The 5472-nt window shown below is 44.9% G+C and carries 4 protein-coding genes and 3 tRNA genes; 6 read left to right on the forward strand and 1 reads right to left on the reverse strand.

Going from position 1 to position 5472, the window contains the following annotated elements:
• Positions 1–169 precede the first annotated feature (169 nt).
• On the reverse strand, positions 170–319 hold the full coding sequence (locus tag NHN17_RS26105; RefSeq protein ID WP_373689601.1) for a hypothetical protein: 150 nt from the start codon (positions 317–319) through the stop codon (positions 170–172).
• Between the two features lie 933 nt (positions 320–1252).
• Here NHN17_RS26105 and uvrY point away from each other — a divergent pair.
• From uvrY to NHN17_RS25335, 6 genes are all read left to right on the forward strand, one after another.
• The gene (gene uvrY / locus NHN17_RS25310; RefSeq protein ID WP_255045440.1) at positions 1253–1897 is read left to right on the forward strand and encodes a UvrY/SirA/GacA family response regulator transcription factor; all 645 of its coding nucleotides are present in this window, start codon (positions 1253–1255) and stop codon (positions 1895–1897) included.
• Complete coding sequence (uvrC, locus tag NHN17_RS25315; RefSeq protein ID WP_255045441.1) at positions 1897–3729, forward strand: excinuclease ABC subunit UvrC; 1833 nt, start codon at positions 1897–1899, stop codon at positions 3727–3729. Before uvrY ends, uvrC begins: the two co-directional genes overlap by 1 nt.
• A gap of 38 nt (positions 3730–3767) precedes the next feature.
• Positions 3768–4325, forward strand: coding sequence for a CDP-diacylglycerol--glycerol-3-phosphate 3-phosphatidyltransferase (pgsA, locus tag NHN17_RS25320; protein ID WP_255045442.1), 558 nt, complete (start codon positions 3768–3770; stop codon positions 4323–4325).
• Between the two features lie 403 nt (positions 4326–4728).
• Positions 4729–4802 (forward strand) — tRNA-Cys (locus tag NHN17_RS25325).
• 3 nt (positions 4803–4805) lie between these two features.
• Positions 4806–4881: transfer RNA gene (locus NHN17_RS25330), tRNA-Gly, on the forward strand.
• Positions 4882–4959: 78 nt separating this feature from the next.
• Positions 4960–5046: transfer RNA gene (locus tag NHN17_RS25335), tRNA-Leu, on the forward strand.
• Positions 5047–5472 lie beyond the last annotated feature (426 nt).

Below are 5472 nucleotides of genomic sequence, written 5' to 3' on the forward strand. Positions count from 1 at the left end.
GTGGGCTTGGAGCATAAAAATTCCCTCCAGTTGCTGCCTACTTTAAGTTTAGCAACAACTTAAGGGAACATAGCGTACCTATAACGACAGTTGTTTCGTATCTGAGATGACAGTTAAGGCACTAAAGGCCTTTTAGCTTTTTCAGGGTGATGAGGTGCTTTGTCACTCATTAGAACGGATACCTGAAAAGTTGCTCTGCCTGATAGCGGTTAGCAAAGCCTAGTGCCAAGATGGTAACAATGGTGAGCAAGACAGTAAAGTCGGCCTTGGTCATAGGTTTCAGGCTATCAACTACGACGTTTGTGTTGGCCGAAGCCACGTAAGGTCATCGTATTGGAGATCTCCTCGGCCCTATCTAGGCTGGAAAAAATCAGTGGCTCGAGGGTTTTTGCCACGTTCTTGCTGAGCATGCATGATATTGATGACGCCTTTGGTCACTTTTGGCCACCGCTGAGATCGAAAGGAGACAGTTGTAGCATGTCTTCCTGCGCCATCATCGCGGTAGTTTCTTCAACCACTTTACGCATCGTGCTAGTCGCAACCATATACATGAACACCAAACATAAAGGAAACCTCTACAACTAGACGTCTAACTCTTAGCCAGATTTCTAATTGCTTGCTGTTGCCTTAAACATTGTTCAATGTTTATCAGAAGTTTGAAGTCATTGAGCAGCGTCAACTGTCATATTTCAATGGGCCATTTTTAATGGGCAATGATGCGCCATACTTTATACAATAGGAGAGACCGCGGTATGCGTCTTCGGATTATCGTTGATGTCTTTTGGCTAGTCTTGTGAGAGTATGCACTTGTGGTTTTTTTATGAACGATTTTTCGTAGCTTGCCGAAAATAAAGAGGATTACAGTAAGTAATTGCTTTTTTTAAGCTTTGGTAAGGAAAGCCCGCACAGACACCACTTATAGATAATTGATTTAACGTATTGATTATCACAATAATATGACAGCTTAGAGCTATCTTTTTGAGGTAATTATAACTAATTGGATATCTTGAATATTTCACTTTATTTTTTCCTAAATATAGTAAATACTGCTGTCCAAGCTAATTTGTTTTGAAGCTTGTGAAAATTGACAGAGCACTGTTTTGTCAAGCCTTAACTTACTGCGAAAACATGCGTTGTTACACAGAAACTGCATGAGATCAGATAGGAAGTTAAGGTAAAATTGGGTAATATCAGTAACAGCTATCCCGCCAATCCGGCTGGGTGCAGAGCCAAATCATATTGGAGATACAGCTTGATTAATGTATTCCTTGTAGATGATCACGAACTGGTTCGCACAGGGATCCGACGTCTGCTTGAAGATGTCCGTGGTATAAAAGTGGTAGGGGAAGCCGACAGTGGTGAAGATGCCGTAAAATGGTGCCGTAATTCGCATGCGGATATCATTCTTATGGATATGAATATGCCAGGTATCGGTGGCCTTGAAGCGACACGTAAAATCTTGCGCTTTAGTCCTGATGTCAAAATTATCGTTCTGACGATTCACACAGAAAACCCGTTCCCGACGAAGGTGATGCAGGCAGGAGCAGCAGGCTACCTGACTAAAGGTGCCGGCCCTGACGAAATGATTAATGCGATTCGTATGGTCAACAGCGGTCAACGTTACATTTCCCCGGAAATTGCACAACAGATGGCATTAAGTCAGTTTGCACCTGATTCGGAAAACCCTTTTAAAGATCTTTCTGAGCGTGAACTTCAGATCATGATGATGATCACGAAGGGACAGAAAGTGACCGATATCTCTGAACAATTGAACCTGAGTCCAAAGACCGTCAATAGCTACCGTTACCGTCTGTTTAATAAGCTAGACATCAACGGTGATGTAGAGCTTACTCATCTCGCTATCCGCCATGGAATGTTAGACACAGAGACGTTGTAGTGTCGGAACTGTTTGACGCAAAGAGCTTTCTCAAGACCGTTACCCATCAGCCAGGTGTATACAGGATGTATGATCTGGCCGATGAGGTTATCTATGTTGGTAAGGCAAAAGATCTCAAAAAACGCCTTTCCAGTTACTTCCGGGCTAATGTGGTCGGGGAGAAAACCCGAGCACTGGTCAAAAATATTGCTAAGGTTGATGTCACCGTTACGCATACCGAAACGGAAGCACTGATCCTTGAACACAATTACATCAAGCTCTACCTGCCTAAATATAATGTTCTGCTCCGGGACGATAAATCTTACCCTTATATTTTCCTCAGCGCTTCGGCTCATCCTCGTTTGTCGATGCATCGTGGTGCCAAGAAACGTAAAGGTGAATATTTCGGTCCCTATCCTGATGGCGGGGCTGTCAGAGAGAGTTTGCATCTGCTGCAGAAAATTTTCCCAATCCGCCAATGTGAAGACTCGGTCTATGCCAACCGAAGTCGCCCTTGCTTGATGTATCAGATTGGGCGTTGCCTTGGCCCTTGTGTAAAAGGACTGGTTAGCGGTGACGATTACAACGAACAGGTTAACTATGTCCGGATGTTCTTGAGGGGCAAAGATCGTCAGGTCATTACATCAATGGTCGAGAAAATGGAGCTGGCGAGCCAGCAGTTGGCATTCGAGAAGGCGGCAACCTATCGCGATCAGATCCAAGCGCTAAGGCGTGTGCAGGAACAACAGTTTGTCAGTCACGACAGTGACGACGATCTTGATGTTGTCGGGGTTGCTTACGAAAACGGCATGGCCTGTATCCACGCACTTTATATCCGCCAGGGTAAAATCCTCGGCAGCCGCAGTTATTTCCCAAAAATGCCGATCGACGCTGATATCACCGAGGTACTCTCCAGCTTTGTGACCCAATTTTACCTCAATCAAGCGGAGGGGAGGGTTATCCCGAGCGAAATCCTATTGGGAGAGGCGTTAGGCGATGAGCAAGCTGTTATCGCTGACACTCTGACCGAGCTCGCTGGACGTAAGATCGTTATTAAATCGAGTACACGGGGGAATAAAGCCAAGTATCAAAGACTGGCCCAAACCAATGCCAGAACCGCGTTGACGAGTAAGCTCAGCCACCGGATGACGGTTCACCAACGTTTCTCCGCCTTGCGTGAAGCACTTCAGCTTAACAGGCTAGAACGGATGGAATGTTTTGATATCAGCCATACCATGGGGGAAAAGACGGTTGCTTCCTGTGTGGTGTTCAATCAAGATGGACCATTAAAGCAAGAGTATCGTCGTTTTAACATTTCCGGTATCACTGGTGGTGATGACTATGCGGCTATGGCACAAGCTTTAGAGCGTAGGTATGGTTCACAAGTCGATCCGGATAGAATTCCTGATATTATTTTTATCGATGGGGGTAGAGGTCAGCTGTCAAGAGCGTATGATGTAGTTAACCCATTGATGAGCGAGTGGCCTAAGCGCTCAATGCTCGTGGGTGTTGCCAAAGGGACCACCCGAAAGCCAGGGCTGGAAACTTTGCTTCTGACAACAGGTGAAGAGTTTTCGATGCCTGCAGACTCCCCAGCGTTGCATTTAATTCAACATATCAGGGATGAAAGTCACAATCATGCAATTAGTGGTCACCGTGCCCAACGTGCAAAAGTTAGAAAACGCAGTGCTTTGGAAGACATTGAGGGCATTGGCCCGAAACGCCGGCAAGCATTGCTCAAGTATATGGGTGGCCTACAGGAACTGAAGAAAGCTAGCAGAGAAGAAATCGCAAAGGTGCCGGGCATCAGTCGTGCTATGGCAGAAAAAATTTATGACGCGCTGAATCATTAGCCCAGCGCAGTACATCTACACAATAAGAACGAAGAATTATGCGTTTAACAATTCCGAACATTCTAAGCTTCATACGGTTAATCTTGATTCCATTTTTCGTGGTCACCTTTTACTTACCGTATAGCTGGTCACCTTTCGCGACTGCATTGATTTTCTTGATTGCTGGCGTAACAGACTGGTTTGATGGTTACTTGGCCCGTAAGCTCAACCAGACAACGCGCTTTGGTGCCTTCATTGACCCTGTGGCCGATAAGGTAATGGTGGCAGCGGCGATGGTATTGGTCGTCGAACACTATGACTCAGTATGGGTTACTATCCCTGCGATTACGATGATTGGCCGTGAAATTATCATCTCAGCTTTACGTGAGTGGATGGCTGAGCTAGGCAAACGCTCAAGTGTTGCCGTTTCTTGGGTCGGTAAGGTGAAAACAGGGGCGCAGATGGTTGCGTTAATCGTAATGCTATGGCACCCGAATGAATGGATGGTATGGATTGGCTATATTGCCCTGTATGTTGCCATGTTCTTGACCTACTGGTCGATGTACATCTACCTGAAAGCGGCAAAGCATGACTTGCTGAACTCCGAGCATCTCTAAGAATACATTGTTGATAAATTCATTAAGAAGCGGCGAATACGCCGCTTTTTTCATATATGAAAACATGACCTACTGAGAGAATTTAGAATTTAAGTAGGTAAAGATGTTTTTTTGACCATTTCTCATATCTAGCACTGCTAACTTCTTATTTTAATGCTCTATTGAGATAAGAGTGATGATTCGCACGTTTCTTTCTCTGTGTTTTTTGCTATAAAATTGAGCGGTATACAAAAGGTAAAGTACGAAAAACCTATAAAACGGTGCTTATTGGCTGTAAAACCACCACTTGGCAATAAGTAATGAATTTTACTGTTGACTCAAATGCTGTTTTGCGTAGAATGCATCACATACCGCAACGGAACACACCGGAGTGGTTGGTTAATCTTAATAAGATTAACGTTGAGGCGCGTTGGCAGAGTGGCTATGCAGCGGATTGCAAATCCGTGGACCTCGGTTCGACTCCGGGACGCGCCTCCATTTGCGACACTAGCTCAGCTGGTAGAGCGCAACCTTGCCAAGGTTGAGGTCACGAGTTCGAACCTCGTGTGTCGCTCCAAACATAATTCTTACGGCAACTGCGGTAAGATAAAGATGGTGTTTAACTTTTCAGTTGGCGCATCGCAAAGAATTGCGTGCCCTGGTGGTGGAATTGGTAGACACAAGGGATTTAAAATCCCTCGACGTTCGCGTTGTGCCGGTTCAAGTCCGGCCCGGGGCACCATCTAATTTGAGCCCACAAGCTTAGCTTGTGGGCTTTTTTGATCTTAACTGTTTGCAATGACCTGATCAGTCTTGCAGGTTAAAATCGCTGTTTTCTGCGTTAGATATTTTGTAATTAGATCAACTAGTTACTGCAATGTCTGCCTTGATAACAACGATTTTTCCAGTGCAAATACTTGATCAACTACTTATCCAGATTGGTATTACTGGTTAGTATTCCCTTTCCTTACTGTTTTCTACATCATTTTTCTAACGTTTGGCAGAATTAATAGATCTGCCGTCTAGTATTCTTATCTGATTTTTATGGCAGCACTCATGCTTATTTCAATATGCATATCAGTGCTTTAATACGTATGCGCCCCATGATCCCACGGGGCGAGTATTAATGAGCGAAGTTCCAGGGCAGTAAAGCGTCGAGATCAGGGTC

Source organism: Photobacterium pectinilyticum (genome assembly GCF_024357955.1).
GTDB classification, from domain to species: Bacteria; Pseudomonadota; Gammaproteobacteria; order Enterobacterales; family Vibrionaceae; genus Photobacterium; species Photobacterium pectinilyticum.

Excerpts from the sequence above, each read along its gene's own strand:
- pgsA (WP_255045442.1), top strand. The coding sequence starts at position 3,768 with ATGCGTTTAACAATTCCGAACATTCTAAGCTTCATACGGTTAATCTTG.